Source organism: Burkholderia territorii (assembly GCF_001718335.1).
In the GTDB taxonomy this organism is placed as follows: domain Bacteria; phylum Pseudomonadota; class Gammaproteobacteria; order Burkholderiales; family Burkholderiaceae; genus Burkholderia; species Burkholderia territorii.
Map to the genome: position 1 here is coordinate 2,892,793 of NZ_CP013366.1, position 18,499 is coordinate 2,911,291.

Here is an 18,499-nt window from a genome sequence, read left to right on the forward strand (position 1 = left end):
AACGGCGAATCCCCATGACCAAGAAAGTTTACGTAAAGACCTTCGGCTGCCAGATGAACGAGTACGACTCGGACAAGATGGTGGACGTGCTCAATGCGGCCGAAGGCCTCGAGAAGACCGATACCCCGGAAGACGCGGACATCATCCTGTTCAACACGTGCTCGGTGCGTGAGAAGGCGCAGGAAAAGGTGTTCTCCGACCTCGGCCGCGTGCGCGAGCTGAAGGAAGCGAAGCCGGGCCTGCTGATCGGCGTCGGCGGCTGCGTCGCGAGCCAGGAAGGCGCGTCGATCGTGTCGCGCGCCCCGTACGTCGACCTCGTGTTCGGCCCGCAGACCTTGCACCGCCTGCCGCAGATGATCGATGCGCGCCGCGCAAGCGGCCGCGCGCAGGTCGACATCACGTTCCCCGAGATCGAGAAGTTCGACCATCTGCCGCCCGCGCGCGTCGAGGGGCCGAGCGCGTTCGTGTCGATCATGGAAGGCTGCTCGAAGTACTGCAGCTACTGCGTCGTGCCGTACACGCGCGGCGACGAAGTATCGCGTCCGCTCGACGACGTGCTGACCGAAGTGGCCGGCCTCGCCGATCAGGGCGTGCGCGAAGTCACGCTGCTCGGCCAGAACGTGAACGCGTATCGCGGCGCGCTGACGGCCGGTTCGACCGAGATCGCCGATTTCGCGACGCTGATCGAATACGTCGCCGACATCCCCGGCATCGAGCGGATCCGCTACACGACGTCGCACCCGAAGGAATTCACGCAGCGCCTGATCGACACCTACGCGAAGGTGCCCAAGCTCGTGAGCCACCTGCACCTGCCGGTCCAGCACGGCTCCGACCGCATCCTGATGGCGATGAAGCGCGGCTACACCGTGCTCGAATACAAGTCGGTGATCCGCAAGCTGCGCGCGATCCGCCCGGACCTGTCGCTGTCGACCGACATGATCGTCGGCTTCCCCGGCGAGACCGAGGAAGATTTCGACAAGATGATGGCGCTCGTGCACGAGATGAGCTACGACACCAGCTTCTCGTTCATCTACAGCCCGCGCCCCGGCACGCCGGCCGCGAACCTGCACGACGACACGCCGCGCGAGGTCAAGCTCAAACGCCTGCAACATCTGCAGGCGACCATCGAGGAAAACGTCGCGCGCATCAGCCAGTCGATGGTCGGGAAGGTCGAGCGGATCCTCGTCGAGGGGCCGTCGCGCAAGGATCCGAACGAACTGTCGGGCCGCACCGAGAACAACCGGGTCGTGAATTTCCCGGCGCCGCTTGCGTCGCACCCGCGCCTGATCGGCCAGATGATCGACGTGAAGATCAACCATGCGTACCCGCACTCGTTGCGCGGCGAGCTCCTGCTCGTGAGCGACGACGCGAGCGCCGCCACCCATTGACCGACTGACGCTCAACAGGAGCCCGACGCTACTTTGAAGACCGTCCAAGCACTGGAATTCACCGCGCCGCGCGACGACAACGCGCGCCTCGCCAACCTCTGCGGCCCGCTCGACGAGAACCTGCGGCAGATCGAACAGGCGCTCGACGTCACGCTCGCGCGGCGCGGCCACCGGATCACGATCCGCGGGCGCGGCGCGAAGCTCGCGCTCGCGGCGCTCGAGAACTTCTACAACCGCGCGCGCGATCCGCTGTCGGTCGACGATATCCAGCTTGCGCTGGTCGAAGTGCGCCACACGTCCGGCAACGGCCGCCAGGACGCGATCGACGTGCGCTTTCGCGGCGACCCCGACCATCCGTTCGACGAGCCCGTCGTGCAGCTCGACGCGGACATGCCGGACGAAGAGCCCGCGCCGAAGCTCTATACGCGGCGCGCCGACCTGCGCGGCCGCACGCCCGCGCAGCGCGAATACCTGAAGCAGATCCTGCAGCACGACGTGACGTTCGGCATCGGGCCGGCCGGCACCGGCAAGACCTACCTCGCGGTCGCGTGCGCGGTCGACGCACTGGAGCGCGACCAGGTCAAGCGGATCGTGCTGACGCGCCCGGCCGTCGAAGCCGGCGAGCGGCTCGGCTTCCTGCCGGGCGATCTCGCGCAGAAGGTCGACCCGTACCTGCGGCCGCTGTACGACGCGCTGTACGACCTGCTCGGCTTCGACAAGACCGCGAAGATGTTCGAGCGCCAGATGATCGAGATCGCGCCGCTCGCGTACATGCGCGGCCGCACGCTGAACCACGCGTTCATCATCCTCGACGAGGCGCAGAACACGACGCCCGAGCAGATGAAGATGTTCCTCACGCGTATCGGCTTCGGCTCGAAGGCCGTCGTCACCGGCGACACGAGCCAGGTCGACCTGCCGCGCGGGCACAAGAGCGGCCTCGTCGAGGCGCAGCAGGTGCTCGGTGGCGTGCGCGGCATCGCGCTCACGCGCTTCACGAGCGCCGATGTCGTGCGGCATCCGCTCGTCGCGCGCATCGTCGAGGCGTACGACGACTTCCACGCGCAGCACAAGGACGCATGACGAGCCGGCGGCGCCCGCGCGCCGCACCGGCCGACGGCCCGGCCCGCCCGACGGCGCGCCGGGCTTTTTTTCGCCTGCGCGCGGCCGGTTCGAATTCGGGCGCGATCGGCCGTTTGGTGTATCCTCAACGCGTTCCAATCGCCGCACCCGTCATGAAATCTTCCCGTTCTCGCAAGTCCGGGCGCGACCAGTCCGCCGCGCCCGATTCCCCCCGTCTCTCGCTGTTCGATGCGAAGGGCAAGGCCCGCGCCGTCAACGCGCAAGGGCTTCGAATCGACTTCCCCGACGGCCGCAGCCTGATGTTCGACCTGTCGGGCAGTTCCGGCGAGGCGGCCGTCGCGATCGTCGCGCAGCACAACGATCCGGCGATGCGCGCAAAGCTCGCGCTGCAGCCCGAGCACTACGACAGCGTGACGCTGCACGTGGGTGCCGAACCCGCGCCGCGCGACGAGGAAATCGCGGAGATGGCGGACGAAGTGCGCGAGCTGGAGCTCGACCTGTCCGTGCAGTACGGCGACGAAATCACCGGCGACGTCCGCAAGACGTTGCCCAAGCGCAAGCTGATCGCCGAATGGATCGAGCCGGCGCTGTTCGCGAGCGCGCAGCTCACCGTGCGCTTCGTCGGCGAGGAAGAAGGCCGTACGCTGAACGCCGGCTACCGCCACAAGGACTACCCGACCAACGTACTGACCTTCGCGTACGATCCGGCGCCGGACGGCACCGTGATCGGCGACCTCGTGCTGTGCTGCCCGGTCGTCGAGAAGGAAGCGCACGAACAGGGCAAGCCGCTCGCGGCCCACTACGCGCACCTGCTGGTGCACGGCGCGCTGCACGCGCAGGGCTACGATCACGAGACGAGCGACGAGGACGCCGCCGCGATGGAGGCGCTCGAAATCGACATCCTCGCTAAACTGGGCTTTCCGAACCCGTACCGGTAACAGTAAAGCCGTCCGCACCATGCACCATGCCGCGATGCTGCCGCCCGCCTACCCGCCGTCGATCGGCGAGGGACGGCTGCTGACGGAAGACGAGCTCGCCGCGTCGCTCGCGCACACGATGCGCGACTGGGACGGGCAGCAGGATCTCTGGCTGTTCGGCTATGGCTCGCTGATCTGGAACCCGGGGTTGCCGACCGTCGCCGCCGTGCGCGGCAAGGTGCACGGCTACCATCGCGGGCTCTACCTGTGGTCGCGCGTGAACCGCGGCACGCCCGAACGTCCGGGCCTCGTGCTCGCGCTCGATCGCGGCGGCTCGTGTTCGGGCATCGCATTCCGGCTCGCGGGCCCGACCGCGCGGCCGCATCTCGAGACGTTGTGGAAACGCGAAATGCCGATGGGCTCGTACCGGCCCGCGTGGCTGCCGTGCTCGCTCGAGACCGGCGAACGCGTGAACGCGCTTGCGTTCGTGATGCGCCGCGACGTGCCCACTTACACCGGCAAGCTGACCGACTCCGTCGTCAAGGAAGTGTTCAGCTGCGCGGCCGGCCGCTACGGCACGACACTCGACTACGTGAGCCGCACCGTCGACGCGTTGCGCGCGAGCGGCATCCCCGATCGCGCGCTGGAAGGGCTGCTCGCGCGATGCCGGTGAGGCTCGACTCGCGGGCCGCACCGCCCATGCATGCGAAGGAGGCACTGCACCCATGAAACCGTCACGCACATCGCGCATCACGCTCGCCGCATTGCTCGTCGCCGCGAGCGTCGCGCTGTCCGGCTGCGGCATCTTCGGCTGCGGCGGCGCCGCGACCAACGGCGCGGCAGCGGGCGGCTGTTCCGCTGGCATGCGTTTTTGAGGGTCCGAACGTCGGTCCAGCCCGTACGCGACGAAATGCCGCTGACGCCGACTGACCCGCCGGCCAGTCGCCGCGCGCATTTTTGCCGCCGCTGCCCCGCCGCCTCTTTCTGAGATAGGATGGAGACGACGGACCGCGCCGCGCCCGGCGCGGCCGTTCCCGAGCGGGGCTCGCGCGCCGCGTGCCCCTGGCCGGACGGCCGGTGTGACACGGCCGCGCCATGCCCTTGGTGTATCCTTGCCTACTCCGTGACCGCGCGCTCCGGCATGACCCGGGCGCACCACCATGAACGATTCGTATCCCAGTCGTAAGCTCACCGACAAACCGCAAGAAAAGCGCTCGCTGCTCGAGCGCCTGACCGACTTCATCTCGCCCGAACCGGAATCCCGGACCGAGCTGCTGGAAATCCTCCAGGACGCCCACGAACGCAATCTGATCGACGCCGATTCGCTGTCGATGATCGAAGGCGTGTTCCAGGTGTCCGACCTGTGCGCGCGCGACATCATGGTGCCGCGCGCACAGATGGACGCGATCAACATCGCCGACAAGCCCGAAGATTTCATCCCGTTCGTCCTCGAGAAAGCACACTCGCGCTACCCGGTGTACGAGGAGAACCGCGACAACGTGATCGGCGTGCTGCTCGCGAAAGATCTGCTGCGCTTCTATGCCGAAGAGGAATTCGACGTGCGCGGGATGCTGCGCCCCGCCGTGTTCATTCCCGAATCGAAGCGCCTGAACGTGCTGCTGCATGACTTCCGCGTGAACCGCAACCACCTTGCGATCGTCGTCGACGAATACGGCGGCGTCGCGGGCCTGATCACGATCGAGGACGTGCTCGAACAGATCGTCGGCGACATCGAGGACGAATACGACTTCGACGAGGAAGCCGGCAACATCATCTCGGGGCCGGACGGCCGCTACCGCGTGCGCGCGCTCACCGAGATCGAACAGTTCAACGAGACGTTCGGCACCGACTTCCCCGACGACGAGGTCGACACGATCGGCGGCCTGATCACCCATCACTTCGGCCGCGTGCCGCATCGCGGCGAGAAGCTGCAGCTCGGCAATCTCGTGTTCGAGATCCAGCGCGGCGATGCGCGCCAGGTCCACGTGCTGCTGGTGCGCCGCAATCCGCTCGCGAGCCGTCGCGCCGAAACCTCGCACGAGGACTGACCGTCTCGCGCCGGCCGCGTCTCCTTCAACCGCTCGCCCTCTTTCGCTTCACATGGACGATCCGATCCCGTCCCGCCCGGCTGGCGGCCTTTTCGCGCCGGCCCCCGGCCGCACGCTGCCGCGCTGGCACTATCCGGCCGCACTGCTCGCCGGCGCGGCCAATACGCTCAGCTTCGCACCGACTCCGCACGGCGGCTGGCTGCAGCTCGCCGTATTCGTCTGGTTTTTCGCGCAGCTGACACGCACGTCGAGCTGGCGCGGCGCCGCGCTCACCGGCGGCGCGTTCGGCTTCGGCAACTTCATCACCGGCATCTGGTGGCTGTACATCAGCATGCACGTGTACGGCGAGATGGCCGCGCCGCTCGCGGGCGGCGCGCTGGTGTTGTTCTCGCTCTATCTGTCGCTGTACCCGGCGTTCTCGGCCGCGCTCTGGTCGTTCTGCGCGGGCCATGCATGGCACCGCCGCGAAGCCGATCCGCGGCCGTTCTCGCCGACCTGGCACGGTGCATTCGCGTTCGCGAGCGCATGGGCGCTCGGCGAATGGCTGCGCGGCACCGTCTTTACCGGCTTCCCGTGGCTCGCGAGCGGCTATCCGCAAGTCGACGGCCCGTTCGCGGGCTTCGCGCCGGTCGTCGGTGTCTACGGGATCGCGTGGGTGCTCGCGCTGTTCGCGGCGCTGGTCGTGCAGGCGCTCGTCGCCGCGCGCCGGTCGCCCGCATCCGGATCCGGCGGCGCCGGCACTGCACGCGTGCGCGTCGTCGCGCCGGCCGGCATCGCCGTCGCGCTCGTCGCGGCCGGCATCGGGCTGTCGCAGGCCACCTGGACCGTGCCCGCGAACGCGCCGCTCACAGTGCGGCTGTTGCAAGGCAACGTGAAGCAGGACATCAAGTTCGAACAGGAAGGCATCGACGCGGCGATCAAGATGTACACGCAGATGATCGTCGAGAAGCCCGCCGACCTGATCGTCACGCCGGAGACCGCGATCGCGGTGATGATCCAGGAGCTGCCCGAGCCGTTCGCCGTCGCGATCCGCAAGTTCAGCGACACGACGGGCTCGGCCGTGCTGTTCGGCGCGGTGGGGGCGTCGGTGACGCCGGACGGCCACTACGTCGATTACACGAACAGCCTCTACGGCGTGACGCCGCATTCGCGCGACATCTATCACTACGACAAGCATCATCTCGTGCCCTTCGGCGAATTCATCCCGTGGGGCTTCCGGTGGTTCGTCGACCTGATGAAGATGCCGCTCGGCGACTTCGCGCGCGGCGCGCCGGTGCAGAAGCCGTTCCTCGTGCACAACCAGCCGGTGATGGCCGACATCTGCTACGAGGACTTGTTCGGCGAGGAAATCACCGCGACGATCCGCGACAACCCGCAGCCGCCCGGTGTGCTCGTCAACGTGACGAACCTCGCGTGGTTCGGCGATACGATCGCGCTCGACCAGCATCTGCAGATCGCGCGGATGCGCGCGCTCGAAACGGGGCGGCCGATGCTGCGCTCGACCAACACGGGGATGACAGCCGCGATCGACGCGCACGGCCGCGTGCTCGGCCAGTTGAAGCCGTTCACGGTCGGCTCGCTCGACGTGCGTATCGAAGGCACGAGCGGCTTCACGCCGTACGTGACGAGCGGCAACAACATCGTGCTTGCGGTGTCGTTGATCCTGCTTGCGTTCGGGTTCACGTTCGGGCCGGGGCTGCGGCGACGCGACTGAACTCGTATCGGCTGTGTGACAGGCAATGCGCGGCGGCATGACGCTCGCCGCGTAGTCGGCATGCCGATTTGGTCAACCGATATTCACGAACCCCGCCGAACAGAATCATCTGCAGCAGCGTTTTACCCACAAAACGGCAATCCGCATAAGTTTCGGATTCATCTGATTGATCCTCTTTTCTCGTTCGCGCAAATTTGTGCGGAATGATCCTCGCCCATTTGTCGAGAAAGGAGACCCGGATGAGCCACAAGCGGAAAACACCGATCGGTCGCGCTACGACCGTCAGATCACGTACAGAGCGCGGCCATGGAGCGGCCTTCGCTACCGGCAGCCGGGAGGTCATCGGGCTCGCCATTGCCGACGTCAGCCATATCGCGGCCCCCGAGCGCAGTAGCGAGGCACCATGATTCGCTACTTTCTTGCCAAGGGCGACCGAGCCGGAAACGCGGTGATCACCGAGGGTCTCGACAATGTGACGTGCTCCAACCCGCCACCACGGGTGAATATCGCGACGCTTTACATGAAAACATACTGCGCGGCATGCAAGCGGGAAGGGTTTGTCGCGCCAAAAGGACCACGCCGGCCCGGTACCGCGCCAAACGGAAAACCGTGGGCGCTGAGCGGCGACATCAATGTCTGCGGGTGCAATCCGCCACCCGTTTTCCATGCCGAGCGCGGCATGAAGATGATCTTCACGTCACCGGAAGCGGCGACGCTGCCCGGAGGAAGCAGCACCCCGGCAGCAGGCACCACGGTCGCCAAGATGTCGACGGGGACGCAGTCGAATATTTCGGCAACCTGCGACGAACAGGTGCGAGCCGGCATATGCACAACACTCCGGCAAAACTATCCGTATCTGATCGAAATGAGCGACGGCCGCACCTATAGCGGTCGCGTCAACACTAACGGCCAGTTGCCGCGCATCCATTCCGGCGCCGCCGACAACTACACAATCTATTGGGGCGAAGACGCTCTGTCACATAAGGATTGGACGTAATGCCAAATGGCCCAACAACGGTCAGAACGAACACGACACCCAATTCGGTAAGGGTAGTACAACTGCGTGCGGTCACATTCAAGGAACTATGGGACGTCTATCCACGGGGCAATCCCTATGACAATCCCGCGTACTCCAATCAGTGCGCCATTCGAGTGAGCGTCGCCTTTCATCGCGCCGGCATCGAAATGAAGTCGTTTTCCTCGAAACTCGTCAAGCCGCGTAGCGGGCAGCCGAGCATCGGGCGAATCCTGTTGAACGGAAAAGCAACGGCTACGCGGGCCAACGAACTTGCAGCATGGTTGGCGCTCCAGCCTTTTGCCGGTCTGGGAAGAACCGAAAACATCACTGGGCCAGATTGGGAGTCGAGGATCAAAGGCCGCACCGGCATCGTCATGTTTGACAGTTACTGGACGCGCGAGGGCGAAATTCCGGCAAATGCAAGCGGCGGGCATATTGACCTGTGGAACGGATCACGGATGCCAATTAACAGCTTCTGGAGCAGCCTCTCGACGATCGGACGCTATATTGGAATATCATCATTCCGACAAGGCACGAGCGTTCTACCAGCCATCAGTTATTCAGATCTCGGCAAATCAAAGTCGATTCTATTTTGGGAAATCAGGTGAGGCGATTCGTAGTATCTCTGCTCGGAACCCTCTACGGCCTGATATTGAGCTGTTTTTTCCTTTACATATACAGCCGCATAAAATGGCCTGACATCCAGAACGATGCATCACGTGGCTGCCGCGAGCTCGACAAATGTGCGATCCCGTGGTGGGAAGGGGCAATTCTTCTTTCCTATTTGCTTGCCCCGGCTTTACTCTTTGGCCTCGTCAATGCAGTTGCCTATAGGCGCTGGTCGCGACGGAAATGGGCCATCTCGCTCGGCATCGGGACCTTGCTCGCAAGCGTGCTTTATCTTGAAGCTTACGTCGCTCGCTTTTTTTAGAAGCAGCCATGATGCATTCTGCGCAAAACGGGAGCGAGATCACGTTGCCGTCAGCCCCCGCTACGCGTGCGCGGCCAGACCGCGCAAATCCCGCGCCACCGCGTCCATCACCGTCGCCCAATCCCCGAACGTCGGCTGCCGGTACAGCGTCGCGGTCGGATACCACGGGCTGTCGGTGCGCTCGAGCAGCCACGGCCAGTGCGGATTCACGTCGAGCAGCACCCACGTGCGCGCGCCGAGCGCGCCCGACAGGTGCGCAACCGACGTGCACACCGTGATCACCAGATCCAGCGCGCCGATGAACGCGGCCGTATCGTCGAAACTCTTCAGTTCGGCAGTGAAGTCCTCGATCGGGAAACCGGCCGCGCGCGCCGCGGCGACATCCGCGTCCGCGCCGGGCTGCAGCGAATGGAACGCGACGCCGTCGATACCGCGAAACGCATCGGCATAGCGTTCGAGCCCGACGCGCCGGAACGGATTGCGCTGGTGCTGCGCGCTGCCCGTCCACACGAGCCCGACCTTCAGCCGGCCGTCGCCCGCGAGCCGCGCCCGCCATGCGTCGCGCGCGCGCGAATCGGCGTGCAGGTACGGCACCGACGCGCCGAGCGTCGACGTCTCCATCCCGAGCATCAGCGGCAGGCCGATGAGCGGCACTTCATAGTCGAAGGCAGGCAGCTCGTCGGCGCCGCCGCCCGCACTGAACGCATCCGCGCATGAACCGAGGCTGCGCCGCATCAGCGTGCCCACTTGCGGGAACGTGTTCCACGCGAGCCGGCCGCCCTCGCGGTGCACGCGCTCGGCGAGCGGCGCGACGAAGCGCGCGAACTGCAGCACGTCGCCGAGCCCCTGCTCGCCCCAGACGAGCAGCGTCTTGCCCGCGAGCGGCTCGCCCTGCCAGCGCGGGCCGGGCAGCACCGGGCGGCGGCCGCGCAGCTCGCCTGCGCCGTCCCAGCGCGCCTCGTGGCCGCGCCAGCCGGCCGCGTAGTTGCCGCGCACGAGCTGGATGATCGCGAGATTGAAACGAAACGACGCGTCGTCGGGCGCCAGCTCGCACGCACGCGCCGCGTAGCGCTCGGCGTCGTCCCAGCGCTGCGCCTCCTTCATCGCCATCGCGATGTTGTTCAATGCGAGCGCATTGTCGGGCGCGATCTCCGCGAGCCGCGCCGCAGCGGCCAGCGCGCCGTCGAGGTCGAGCGCCGCGAGCCGCGCGACGATCAGGTTGATCCATGCCTGCACGTCGTGCGGGTCGGCTTCCACGGCCGCTGCGAGCAGCGCGATTTCCTCGCGGCGATCGCCACCCGACAGCCGCAGCGCGATCGCCAGGTTGTTGCGCAGCGACGGCAAGCGCGGATCGAGCGCATAGGCGGCGCGGTACGGCGCGACGGCATCCGCGTGCCGGCCGAGCATCTGCAACGCGTAGCCGAGATTGAAACGGGCGCCGGCGTCCGCATGGATGCGTGCCGCGCACTCGGCCAGCGCGAGCGCGTCGGCCGTGCGCTGCCGCGCGACGAGCGTCACGGTGAGTTGCGAGAGCGCGGCCATGTCGACCGCGTGCAGATGGCCGGCGGCGGCGAGCCAGAGTGCGTGCGCGTCGTGCTCGCCGCGCGCTTGCGCGTCGGCGGCCTGCCCGAGCAGCGCGAGCAGCGGCGGCATCAACGGAATGAGGAGGTCGTTCGAATCGTCCATGCGGCCCGGAGTGGAAAATCGGTCGCGCGGCAGGTGTCGCGCGCACCGCGATACGCGCATCTTAACGCCCGCGCGAGGCGGCGCGGCACGCGGCGCAACATGCGCATCGCCACGTCGCCCGCGCGAGCGCGCCGCGCATGCCGGCAACCCGCGCACGGCCTGCGCCCGGCTCGCCGGAACAGCGCCGGCGGCCCCTTCGTCCGCGTTCCGGCCGCATCCGCCCGCCGATCCGGTAAAATTGCACGTTTCAGCACACTAACAAGCCGCGCCGCCGCGCGAGCCGACCCTCCGGGCCCCGCCCGGAGCGCCGCCCGCAACGGAGCGCCAGCGCCACGAAGGCTCTTCATGCTTACGTTTCAGCAAATCATCCTGACGCTGCAGTCCTACTGGGACAAGCAGGGTTGCGCCCTGCTCCAGCCCATCGACATGGAAGTCGGCGCGGGCACGTCGCACGTTCACACGTTCCTGCGCGCGGTCGGCCCCGAGCCGTGGCGCGCCGCTTACGTGCAGCCGTCGCGCCGCCCGAAGGACGGCCGCTACGGCGAGAACCCGAACCGCCTGCAGCATTACTACCAGTACCAGGTCGTGCTCAAGCCGGCGCCTGAAAACATCCTCGACCTGTACCTCGGCTCGCTGGAAGCGCTCGGCTTCGACCTGAAGCAGAACGACGTGCGCTTCGTCGAGGACGACTGGGAGAACCCGACGCTCGGCGCGTGGGGCCTCGGCTGGGAAGTGTGGCTGAACGGGATGGAAGTCACGCAGTTCACGTATTTCCAGCAGGTCGGCGGCCTCGACTGCAAGCCGGTGCTCGGCGAGATCACGTACGGCCTCGAGCGCCTCGCGATGTATCTGCAGAAGGTCGAGAACGTGTACGACCTCGTATGGACCGAGTGGGAAGAGCAAGGCCCGAACGGCCCGGAGCTGCGCCGCCTGTCGTACGGCGACGTCTACCACCAGAACGAAGTCGAGCAGTCGACCTACAACTTCGAGCATGCGAACGTCGACCTGCTGTTCACGTTCTTCAACAGCTACGAGGCGGAAGCGAAGAAGATGATCGACGCGCAGCTCGCGCTGCCCGCGTACGAGCTCGTGCTGAAGGCCGGCCACACGTTCAACCTGCTCGACGCGCGCGGCGCGATCTCGGTTACCGAGCGTGCGGCGTACATCGGCCGCATCCGCGCGCTGTCGCGTCTCGTCGCGCAGGCCTACTACGACTCGCGCGAGAAGCTCGGCTTCCCGATGCTCGGCAACCCGCCGGGCGTGCCGGGCCTCACCACCGACGCCCAGGATGCCGCCCAGCCGGCCTGGGCGCCGCCGCTCAAGGTCGAACGCAAGATCGATCAGGACTGACGAGACGAGATTTATTCCACACATGACGCACAATCATCCCGCCCCCCTGCTCGTCGAACTGCTGACCGAAGAGCTGCCGCCGAAGGCCCTCGCGCGCCTCGGCGACGCATTCGCCGAAGGTCTCGCACAACGCCTCGCGGCGCGCGACCTCGTCGAAGGCGAACTCGTATTCGAACGTTATGCCACGCCGCGCCGCCTCGCGGTCGTCGTGCAGAACGTGCGCGCCGTCGCACCTGAAAAGCAGGTCCGCGAAAAGGTCCTGCCCGTGTCCGTCGCGCTCGACGCCGACGGCAAGCCGACCGCCCCGCTCGCGAAGAAACTCGCGGCGCTCGGCCATCCGAACCTGACGATCGCCGATCTCGAGCGCGCGCAGGACGGCAAGGCCGAAGCGTTCTTCGTCAACTACTCGGCGGCCGGCGCGACCCTCGCCGACGGCCTGCAGGCCGCGCTCGACGAAACGCTCGAGAAGCTGCCGATCCCGAAGGTCATGACCTACCAGCGTCCGGACGGCACCGACGTGAAGTTCGTGCGCCCGGTGCATCGCCTGACGGTGCTGCACGACGATCGCATCGTGCCCGTCACCGCGTTCGGCGTCGATGCCGGCGACACCACGCTCGGCCACCGCTTCCTGTCCGACGGCCTCGTCGCGATCCAGCATGCGCGCGCGTATGCCGACACGCTGCGCGACAAGGGCCGCGTGATCGCGCACTTCGCCGATCGCCGCGAAACGATCCGCACGCAGCTGAACGAGCACGCGAACGGCGACACCGTCGTGATGCCCGAAGCGCTGCTCGACGAAGTGACGTCGCTGGTCGAATGGCCGGTCGTCTATCCGTGCCGCTTCGAGGACGAATTCCTGCAGGTTCCGCAGGAATGCCTGATCCTCACGATGCAGACGAACCAGAAATACTTCGCGCTGACCGACATCGCCGGCAAGCTGCGCTCGCGCTTCCTGATCGTGTCGAACATCGAGACGAAGACGCCCGAGGAAATCGTCGAAGGCAACGAGCGCGTCGTGCGCCCGCGCCTGGCAGATGCGAAGTTCTTCTTCGAGCAGGACAAGAAGAAGCCGCTCGCCGAACGCGTGCCGCTGCTCGCGAACGTCGTCTATCACAACAAGCTCGGTTCGGCGCTCGCGCGCGTCGAGCGCCTCGAAGCGCTGGCCGGCGAGATCGCGCCCGCGATCGGCGCCGACGCCGCGCACGCGAAGCGCGCCGCGCGCCTCGCGAAGGCCGACCTGCTGACCGACATGGTCGGCGAGTTCCCGGAGCTGCAGGGCACGATGGGCACGTACTACGCGCGCCACGACGGCGAGCCCGACGACGTCGCGCTCGCATGCGCCGAGCACTACCAGCCGCGTTTCTCCGGCGATGCGCTGCCGACCACGCCGGTGTCCACCGCCGTCGCGCTGGCCGACAAGCTCGAGACGATCGTCGGCATCTGGGGCATCGGCCTCGCGCCGACCGGCGAGAAAGATCCGTTCGCGCTGCGCCGTCACGCGCTCGGCGTGCTGCGCCTGCTCGTCGAGAAGCAACTGCCGCTCGATCTCGTGTCGCTGCTGCGCACGGCCCATGCGCGTTTCGAGGGCGTGCCGGGCGTCGCGGAATCGACCGACGCGATCTTCGCATTCTTCATGGATCGCCTGCGCGGCCTGCTGCGCGAACGCGGCTACACGGCCGGCGAAGTCGATGCGGTGCTGAGCCTGAACCCGACGCGCGTCGACGATCTCGTCGCGCGCCTCGACGCGGTGCGCGAGTTCACGCGCCTCGCGGAAGCCGAAGCGCTCGCGGCCGCGAACAAGCGGATCACGAACATCCTGAAGAAATCGGAAGGCGGCGCGAACGGCGCGGTGCAGCCGACGCTGCTCGTCGAGGCCGCCGAAAAGGCGCTGCACGAACAGCTCGCGGCCGTGACGCCGCACGTGCAGTCGCAGCTCGAGGCGCGGGCATACACGGGCGCGCTGTCGGCGCTCGCCGCGCTGCGCGCGCCGGTCGACACGTTCTTCAACGACGTGATGGTCAACGCCGAGGATCCCGCGCTGCGCGCGAACCGCCTTGCGCTGCTCGCCGCGCTGCATCAGCAGATGAACTGCGTCGCCGACATCTCGAAGCTCGCCGCATAAGGGCCGAACGATGCCGACCAGCCCCAACCGCAAGCTCGTCGTCCTCGACCGGGACGGCGTGATCAACGTCGATTCGGATGCGTTCATCAAGACGCCCGACGAGTGGATCGCGCTGCCCGGCAGCCTCGAGGCGATCGCACGACTCAACCACGCGGGCTACCGCGTGGTCGTCGCGACCAACCAGTCCGGCATCGGCCGCGGGCTGTTCGACATGGCCGCGCTCAACGCGATGCACCTGAAGATGCATCGCGCGGCGGCCGCCGTCGGCGCACGCATCGACGCGGTGTTCTTCTGTCCGCACGTGTCGGAAGACCACTGCGAGTGCCGCAAGCCGAAACCCGGCATGATGCAGATGATCGCCGAGCGCTTTGAGGCCGATCCCGGTCACACGCCGGCCGTCGGCGATTCCCTGCGCGACCTGCAGGCCGGCGTCGCGGTCGGCTTCCAGCCGCACCTCGTGCTGACCGGCAAGGGCAAGAAAACGCTCGCCGCGGGCAATCTGCCGGCCGGCACGAAGGTCCACGACGACCTGCGCGCGTTCGCGCTCGACTTCCTTTCACACGAACACGAGTGATGCGGCCGCCGCGCGCATCCTCCCTACTGTCAGACTCACGCCGATGCGCTTCGTCCGCTCCCTGCTGCTGCTGATCTACTTCATCGTGTACACGGTGCCTTACGCCACCGCGTGCTTCATCGCGTTCCCGTTCATGCGTCCCGACGCGCGTTACTGGATGGCGGCCGGCTGGTGCAAGTCGACGCTGTGGGTCGTACGCTGGCTGAACGGCATCCGCTACCGGATCGAAGGGATGGAAAACCTGCCCGACGGCCCGGCCGTGCTGCTGTCGAAGCACCAGTCCGCGTGGGAGACGCTCGCGTTTCCGGCGCTGATGCCCAAGCCGCTCTGCTACGTGTTCAAGCGCGAACTGCTGTACGTGCCGTTCTTCGGCTGGGCGCTCGGGCTGCTGCACATGGTCAACATCAACCGCAAGGAAGGCAAGAACGCGTTCGCGTCGGTGATCCGCCAGGGCAAAAAGCGCCTGTCCGAAGGCGCGTGGATGATCATGTTTCCGGAAGGCACGCGCACGCCGGTCGGCAAGCAGGGCAAGTACAAGACGGGCGGCGCGCGCTTCGCGATCGAAACCGGCACGCCGGTCGTGCCGATCGCGCACAATGCCGGTCACGTGTGGCCGCGCAATTCGTTCACGAAATTCCCGGGCGTCGTCACCGTGTCGATCGGCAAGCCGATTCCGGTCGACGGCAAGACGCCCGACGTATTGAACTCGCAGGTCGAAGCATGGATCGAAGCGGAAATGCGCCGCATCGATCCCGATGCCTATCGCCAGCCGGGCAATGCCGGCGCGCGCGATGCCGCGCGCGTCTGAGTCACCCGGATTGCAGCCGTTGCGAACGACGAAACGAAGCGAACTGATGAAAAAGCGTCCGCGGCCACGGCCTGCCGTCGTGGCCCTCGATCATCGCCAGATGGACCTGCCGCTCTTCGACGGGCCGGCCGCATCGTCGGCGCCGCCGGCGTCGCCGGTGCCCGCCGCACCGCCGTCGCCGCCTGAAGCGGCTGCGGCGCCCGCGATGCCCGCCGCGCCGCTCGATCCTGGCCCCGCGCCCGATCGCTCCCGCGTCCGCACGCTCGCAATCGACAGCCGTGTGCTCGAATATCGGCTGAAGCGCTCCGCGCGCCGCACGATCGGATTCACGATCGACGGCAGCGGGCTGTCTATCACCGCGCCGCGCTGGGTCACGCTCGCCGATATCGAAGCCGCCATCGCCGAGAAGCAACGCTGGATCTTCGCAAAGCTCGCGGAGTGGAAGACCCGCACCGAGCAGCGCGCGCTGCCGCAGATCGACTGGCGCGACGGCGCGCAACTTCCGTATCTCGGCAAGACGATCACGATCGCGCTCGGCGCCGGTGCGCTCGCATTCGACGCCGATGCGCAGCGCCTGTCGCTGCCGTTGCCCGCGCAAGCCGACATGCAGCAGATCAAGGATCGCGTGCAGGGCTGGCTCCAGGGCGAAGCGAAGCGGATCTTCGGCGAACGCCTCGTCGTCTACGCGCAAAAGCTCGGCGTCACGTATTCGATGGTTGCGCTGTCGTCGGCCGCGACGCGCTGGGGCAGCTGCTCGAGCGACGGCAAGATCCGGCTGAACTGGCGGCTGATTCACTTCCCGATGTCGATCATCGACTACGTCGTCGCGCACGAGCTGTCGCATCTGCGCGAAATGAATCACAGCCCGGCCTTCTGGCAGACCGTCGAATCGATCTTCCCGGAATTCCGCGAAGCGCGTCACACGCTCAAGCATCACCCGCCCGAGCTGCTGCCGGCGCTGTAACGCGATCGATCAAACCAAAAATACGAACGGGCGATGCGGATTCCTCCGCATCGCCCGTTTTCGTTGCCCGCGACGCCTGTCGTGCGTCGCGCGCCGTTCATTGCGCGCTCAGTGCGCCTTCTTCTGGATGAACTCGATCTTGTAGCCGTCCGGATCCTCGACGAATGCGATCACGGTCGTGCCGTGCTTCATCGGGCCCGCCTCGCGGGTCACCTTGCCGCCTTGCGCCTTGATCCGGTCGCAGGCCGCGTACGCGTCGTCGACTTCCAGCGCCAGATGGCCGAAACCGTTGCCGAGATCGTAGGACGGCGTATCCCAGTTATGGGTGAGCTCGATCACGGTGCCCGTGCTTTCCGCCTCATACCCGACGAACGCGAGCGTGAACTTGCCTTCCGGATAATCCTCGCGACGCAGCAGCTTCATGCCGAGCAATTCGGTATAGAACTTGATCGAGCGGTCGAGATCGCCGACTCGCAGCATCGTATGCAGCAAACGCATGTGTTGTACTCCTGTGGGGACTTTCCAGAAGCGGAAATTCTACCGGAGTCGCGTGAATCCCGCCGCCGGCGCCCCGTGCGCCGCCATGGCCGCTAGCGGGCATCCGCACGGCGTGCGCGATGCGTGATGCGCGTGCGGCGCCAGTCGTCACGGGTGCCCGACGGCCCCGGCAAGTCCGCCGATCGGGTAACATCGTCCCACCTCGCACCAAAAGCGGGCATCCCGTCCGCCGCTCGAACGCGACCACCTTCTCTTTCAGCCACACCCTGCCGTGCGAAACCGCCGAATCGAGCGCGCCGGACGCGACATCCGTCCGCCGCTGCCCATGTCCGTGCCCCGTTGCCGCCGCATCGCGGAGGTCCGCCGATGACCGCGCTCGCCGGCACGCCCGCGCGCCGCACGCTCGACACGCGCGCCATCGGCGTGATGCTGCTGCTCTGCGCGATCTGGGGCTTCCAGCAGGTCGCGATCAAGAGCACGAACGCGGCGATCCCGCCGATGTTTCAGGCCGGGCTGCGCTCGGTGATCGCCGCGCTCCTGCTTTGGTGCTGGGCGCGCTCGCGCGGCACACCGCTGTTCCGCGCGGACGGCACGCTCGGCGCGGGTATCGCGGCCGGTGCGCTGTTCGCCGGCGAGTTCGTCTGCGTGTTCTTCGGGCTGACACTGACGAGCGCGTCGCACATGGCGATCTTCCTGTACACGGCACCGTGCTTCACCGCGCTCGGCCTGCACCTGTTCGCGCCGGGCGAGCGGCTGCAGCGCGTCCAGTGGGCCGGCGTCGGCCTCGCGTTCGCCGGTATCGCGCTTGCATTCGCGGACGGCTTCCTCAAGCCGCGCACACCCGGCGCATCGGTCTTGGCCGGGCTGGCCGGCGACGCGCTCGGCATCCTCGGCGGCGCGATGTGGGCCGCGACGACGGTCGTCGTGCGCTCGACGTCGCTCGCGCGTGCCAGCGCAAGCAAGACGCTGTTCTACCAGCTCGCGGTGTCGGCCGTCGTGCTGATCGCGCTCGCCGCACTGCTCGGCCAGATGTCGTTCGCGCAGGTCACGCCGATCGCGCTCGCGAGCCTCGCGTACCAGTCGGTGATCGTCGCGTTCGTCAGCTATCTGTCGTGGTTCTGGTTGCTGACGCGCTACAGCGCGTCGCGGCTGTCGGTGTTCACGTTCCTGTCGCCGTTGTTCGGCGTCGCGTTCGGCGTGCTGCTGCTCGGCGAATCGGTCGGCTGGCGCTTCATGTCCGCGGCCGCGCTGGTGCTGACCGGAATCGCGCTCGTCAACGCGCCGCCGCGCGGGCGCGCGTAACGCCGCCAGGCCGCGCTCCGGCCTCGGCGAGCATGGCGCGGCAAACAAAAAGGCTGCCCATCGGGGCAGCCTCGTGAATCTCGGGCCGGCGCGCACCGC

Annotated in this window: 18 protein-coding genes; 15 read left to right on the forward strand and 3 right to left on the reverse strand. The window is 67.0% G+C overall.

Annotation, left to right across the window (positions count from 1 at the left end; all coding sequences use genetic code 11):
- Nucleotides 1-14 precede the first annotated feature (14 nt).
- From miaB to lnt, 7 genes are all read left to right on the forward strand, one after another.
- A complete protein-coding gene (gene miaB, locus WS51_RS23855; protein ID WP_059506823.1) occupies nt 15-1,388 on the forward strand; it encodes a tRNA (N6-isopentenyl adenosine(37)-C2)-methylthiotransferase MiaB in 1,374 nt (457 codons plus the stop codon).
- A gap of 33 nt (nt 1,389-1,421) precedes the next feature.
- Entirely contained in the window at nt 1,422-2,468 is a 1,047-nt protein-coding gene (locus WS51_RS23860) for a PhoH family protein (RefSeq protein ID WP_059447839.1), read from the forward strand.
- A gap of 152 nt (nt 2,469-2,620) precedes the next feature.
- Entirely contained in the window at nt 2,621-3,406 is a 786-nt protein-coding gene (ybeY, locus tag WS51_RS23865; protein WP_059773177.1) for an rRNA maturation RNase YbeY, read from the forward strand.
- 19 nt (nt 3,407-3,425) lie between these two features.
- The gene (locus tag WS51_RS23870; protein ID WP_059447840.1) at nt 3,426-4,058 is read left to right on the forward strand and encodes a gamma-glutamylcyclotransferase; all 633 of its coding nucleotides are present in this window, start codon (nt 3,426-3,428) and stop codon (nt 4,056-4,058) included.
- Between the two features lie 52 nt (nt 4,059-4,110).
- On the forward strand, nt 4,111-4,260 hold the full coding sequence (locus WS51_RS32640; protein ID WP_167358002.1) for a hypothetical protein: 150 nt from the start codon (nt 4,111-4,113) through the stop codon (nt 4,258-4,260).
- Nucleotides 4,261-4,545: 285 nt separating this feature from the next.
- Nucleotides 4,546-5,433, forward strand: coding sequence for an HlyC/CorC family transporter (locus tag WS51_RS23875; RefSeq protein ID WP_059447841.1), 888 nt, complete (start codon nt 4,546-4,548; stop codon nt 5,431-5,433).
- A gap of 52 nt (nt 5,434-5,485) precedes the next feature.
- Nucleotides 5,486-7,147, forward strand: coding sequence for an apolipoprotein N-acyltransferase (gene lnt / locus WS51_RS23880; protein ID WP_069229854.1), 1,662 nt, complete (start codon nt 5,486-5,488; stop codon nt 7,145-7,147).
- Here the strand turns inward: lnt and WS51_RS32210 are convergent.
- Nucleotides 7,113-7,490 (reverse strand): hypothetical protein, encoded by a 378-nt coding sequence (locus WS51_RS32210; RefSeq protein ID WP_155773611.1) that lies wholly within the window; start codon nt 7,488-7,490, stop codon nt 7,113-7,115. The genes lnt and WS51_RS32210 overlap by 35 nt on opposite strands.
- A gap of 60 nt (nt 7,491-7,550) precedes the next feature.
- Between WS51_RS32210 and WS51_RS32920 the strand changes: the two genes are divergently transcribed.
- Both WS51_RS32920 and WS51_RS31450 read left to right on the forward strand, forming a co-directional pair.
- Entirely contained in the window at nt 7,551-8,144 is a 594-nt protein-coding gene (locus WS51_RS32920) for a PAAR domain-containing protein (RefSeq protein WP_236872376.1), read from the forward strand.
- Entirely contained in the window at nt 8,144-8,773 is a 630-nt protein-coding gene (locus tag WS51_RS31450) for a type VI secretion system amidase effector protein Tae4 (RefSeq protein ID WP_081053874.1), read from the forward strand. The genes WS51_RS32920 and WS51_RS31450 overlap by 1 nt, the downstream gene beginning before the upstream one ends.
- A 383-nt stretch (nt 8,774-9,156) precedes the next feature.
- On the opposite strand, the gene WS51_RS23890 is transcribed toward WS51_RS31450, so the two are convergent.
- Complete coding sequence (locus WS51_RS23890) at nt 9,157-10,782, reverse strand: tetratricopeptide repeat protein (protein ID WP_059790034.1); 1,626 nt, start codon at nt 10,780-10,782, stop codon at nt 9,157-9,159.
- A gap of 345 nt (nt 10,783-11,127) precedes the next feature.
- On the opposite strand from WS51_RS23890, the gene glyQ reads away from it, so the two are divergent.
- The 5 genes from glyQ to WS51_RS23915 are packed head-to-tail and all read left to right on the forward strand — an operon-like array spanning nt 11,128 to nt 16,600.
- On the forward strand, nt 11,128-12,132 hold the full coding sequence (gene glyQ / locus WS51_RS23895; RefSeq protein WP_080294533.1) for a glycine--tRNA ligase subunit alpha: 1,005 nt from the start codon (nt 11,128-11,130) through the stop codon (nt 12,130-12,132).
- Nucleotides 12,133-12,154: 22 nt separating this feature from the next.
- Nucleotides 12,155-14,254, forward strand: coding sequence for a glycine--tRNA ligase subunit beta (glyS, locus tag WS51_RS23900; protein WP_059545368.1), 2,100 nt, complete (start codon nt 12,155-12,157; stop codon nt 14,252-14,254).
- Between the two features lie 10 nt (nt 14,255-14,264).
- Nucleotides 14,265-14,828, forward strand: coding sequence for a D-glycero-beta-D-manno-heptose 1,7-bisphosphate 7-phosphatase (gmhB, locus tag WS51_RS23905; RefSeq protein WP_059447845.1), 564 nt, complete (start codon nt 14,265-14,267; stop codon nt 14,826-14,828).
- 43 nt (nt 14,829-14,871) lie between these two features.
- Nucleotides 14,872-15,636 (forward strand): lysophospholipid acyltransferase family protein, encoded by a 765-nt coding sequence (locus tag WS51_RS23910; protein ID WP_059447846.1) that lies wholly within the window; start codon nt 14,872-14,874, stop codon nt 15,634-15,636.
- 46 nt (nt 15,637-15,682) lie between these two features.
- Nucleotides 15,683-16,600, forward strand: a complete 918-nt coding sequence (locus tag WS51_RS23915) for a M48 family metallopeptidase (protein ID WP_059506867.1) — start codon at nt 15,683-15,685, stop codon at nt 16,598-16,600.
- Nucleotides 16,601-16,708: 108 nt separating this feature from the next.
- Here the strand turns inward: WS51_RS23915 and gloA are convergent, their stop codons facing one another.
- Nucleotides 16,709-17,098: a lactoylglutathione lyase gene (gene gloA, locus WS51_RS23920; RefSeq protein ID WP_059447847.1), complete on the reverse strand. Its 390-nt coding sequence runs from the start codon at nt 17,096-17,098 to the stop codon at nt 16,709-16,711.
- 366 nt (nt 17,099-17,464) lie between these two features.
- Here gloA and WS51_RS23925 point away from each other — a divergent pair, with 366 nt between their 5' ends.
- Complete coding sequence (locus WS51_RS23925; RefSeq protein WP_059506828.1) at nt 17,465-18,400, forward strand: DMT family transporter; 936 nt, start codon at nt 17,465-17,467, stop codon at nt 18,398-18,400.
- Nucleotides 18,401-18,499 lie beyond the last annotated feature (99 nt).